A 2,762-nucleotide genomic window follows, 5' to 3' on the forward strand; every position below is an offset into this window, starting at 1 on the left:
CATGGAACCGGCTGCCGTCCACGAGCCGGGCGATGACCTCGTGGACGTCGTACGGCGCGTTGACGTCGGTTGGTACGGCGCCGTACAGCCCGGCGGGGTCAGCTGTTGGTTCGACGGCGGTTTCCACGTTCCAGGCGGGGGCGGCAGGCATGGGCAGGGTGGAGACGATGTCGCGGATGATCTGCAGGGCGTGTTCGTCGTTTTCGGCGAGGTGGTCCGTCACGCCCGAAATCCTGGCGTGGACGTCGCCGCCGCCCAACTCCTCGGCGGTGACGATCTCGCCGATGGCCGCCTTCACCAGGGGCGGGCCACCGAGGAAGATGGTGCCCTGGTTTCGAACGATGACAGTCTCGTCACTCATGGCGGGAACGTAGGCGCCGCCGGCCGTGCAGGAGCCCATCACTGATGCGATCTGCGGGATTTTTGCCGCAGACAATCTTGCCTGGTTGTAAAAAATCCGGCCGAAGTGCTCTTTGTCCGGGAAGACCTCGTCCTGTTTGGGGAGGAACGCTCCGCCGGAGTCCACCAGATAGATGCAGGGCAGCCGGTTTTCGAGGGCAACTTCCTGGGCGCGGAGGTGCTTCTTCACGGTCATCGGATAGTAGGTGCCGCCTTTGACGGTGGCGTCATTGGAGATCACCAGGACCTGGCGGCCATGGACCAGTCCGATGCCGGCGATGACCCCGGCGCCGGGCGATTCATCGTTGTACATGCCGTTGGCGGCGAGCGGGGCGATCTCCAGGAACGGGCTGCCGTCGTCGAGCAGTTGGTCGATGCGTTCGCGCGGCAGCAGCTTGCCGCGCGCCACGTGGCGTTCGCGTGATGTTACGGGGCCGCCCAGCGCAGCTTCAGCCAGCTTGGCGCGGAGCTCGGCGGCGAGCGCGGTCTGTGCGCTGCTGTTCGCAGCAAAGGCGTCACTCGCGGGGTCAAGCCGGCTGGTGAGGGTCTCCATCGACGGTGTCCGGTCCTATTCTGTTGAGCCGCACGCGAGCGGCACAAGGCCAACTCGGTTAGTGCGTAGTAACTGAAATTCAGGTTAGTCTTTATTAACTGTGATGTCCAACACAGGATGGCGTTGCTAGAATTTGCTGGTCCGAGGAGGAAATGTGGCCACCAGCCGACCGGTGCAGTCAACCCAGCCGGCGCCGCCGGCCCAGCCGGCTCCAGCCACCCAGCGGAGCCAGGCGAAGGAGAACCGGCGGCAGGCGTTGCTGAGCGCTGCCGCGTCGCTCTTCGCGGTGAACGGGTTCAACCGGGTCTCCTTGGAGGATCTGGGCGCAGCCGCGGGAGTGAGCGGGCCGGCCGTCTACCGTCATTTCCCCGGGAAGCAGGCGGTATTGGGCGCGCTGCTGCTCACTGTCAGCCGTGACCTGCTGGAGGGGGGCCGCCGCGTCGTGGCTGAGAACACCGATCCCCTCGCAGCGCTCCGGCGGCTGGTCTGTTTCCAGGTTGATTTTGCCCTGGGGAAGCCTGACGTGATCCGCGTGCAGGACCGGGACTTCAGCAACCTCACCACACAGGACCAGTTCGAGGTCCGGACGCTGCAGCGCAATTACGTGGAGCTCTGGGTTGAAGTCCTGGCACGGCTGCACCCGGCCGATGATGCGGCCGAACTGAGGATGCGCGCCCACGCCACCTTCGGGCTGATTAACTCCACGCCCCACTCCGTACGCACCCACGGCCGGAAAGTCACCCTGAAATCGGCCCGCCCCATGCTGGAAGGCATGGCCCTGGCTGCGCTCACCGTCGACGTTCGGCCGGCCTGAGCCTCCGGTTCCTCCCAGGCATGTCCCCCTGCGCGCCGGCGGCCCTGTCCCGCTTGGCCGGCGCTGGGCAGCAACGGGCAAGCGGGACAGGGCCGCTCCAGCAACAGGCGGCAGCCTAGACCATCGTCAGCACCATGCCGGGCTCGGCCAGGATGGCGCCCACATCGGCGAGGAACCGCGATCCCTGCTCCCCGTCCACCAGCCGGTGGTCGAAGGACAGGCTGAGGGTCATGACCTGACGGAGGGCCACCTCGTCCCGGTATTCCCACGGCGTCTTCCGAACGGCGCCCATGGCCAGGATGGCTGCCTCGCCCGAATTCAGGATGGGCGTGCCGGCATCAATGCCGAAAACCCCGATGTTGGTGATGGAGATGGTCCCGCCGGACAGTTCCGCCGGCGCCGTCTTGCCTGCCCGTGCCGACCCGGTCAGACCGGTGAGTGCCTCCGACAGCTCCAGCAGCGACATCGTGTCCGCGTCCTTGATGTTCGGAACGGTGAGCCCACGCGGGGTTGCGGCGGCGATGCCCAGGTTCACGTAGTTGAACTGCACCACTTCCCGGTTGGCCTCGTCCCACCGCGAATTCAGCGCCGGATTGCGCCGGAGCGCGATCAGGACGGCCTTCGCCACGATGGTCAGGGGTGTGAGCTTGTGGCCGGAGAAGACTTTGCTGGCCTTCAGCTTGGCGAGCAGGTCCATGGTGGGAGTGACGTCCACAGTCAGGAACTCGGTAGCATGCGGTGCCGTGAAAGCGCTGGCCACCATCGCCGCGGCCATGGCTTTCCGGACGCCCTTGATCGGCGTGCGGACCTCCCGCTCCGGACCTGCTGCGACTGCATGCGCCAACGCAGCATCATGCGCTGCCACGGCATCATGCGCTGGCGCGGACGCATCCGCTGGCGCGGCCGCATCCGACACGGCAGAAAGATGGCGCACCGGCGCGCTCACGTCGCTGCCTACGAAGTTCAGGACATCCTCGCGGGTGATCAGCCCGTCAG

3 protein-coding genes are annotated in these 2,762 nt (G+C 66.4%); 1 reads left to right on the forward strand and 2 read right to left on the reverse strand.

The window, feature by feature from the left end:
• Positions 1-952 (reverse strand): carboxyl transferase domain-containing protein (locus tag DBR22_RS15425; RefSeq protein WP_308810220.1); only part of this gene is annotated, 952 nt, incomplete at its 3' end.
• Positions 953-1,106: 154 nt separating this feature from the next.
• On the opposite strand from DBR22_RS15425, the gene DBR22_RS15430 reads away from it, so the two are divergent.
• A complete protein-coding gene (locus tag DBR22_RS15430) occupies positions 1,107-1,766 on the forward strand; it encodes an SACE_7040 family transcriptional regulator (protein WP_375134971.1) in 660 nt (219 codons plus the stop codon).
• Between the two features lie 115 nt (positions 1,767-1,881).
• Here the strand turns inward: DBR22_RS15430 and DBR22_RS15435 are convergent.
• The coding region (locus DBR22_RS15435; protein WP_146187521.1) for a dihydrolipoamide acetyltransferase family protein at positions 1,882-2,762 on the reverse strand (881 nt) is incomplete at its 5' end.

Origin of the sequence: Arthrobacter sp. HMWF013 (assembly GCF_003061105.1) — a bacterium.
Classification (GTDB): Bacteria; Actinomycetota; Actinomycetes; order Actinomycetales; family Micrococcaceae; genus Arthrobacter.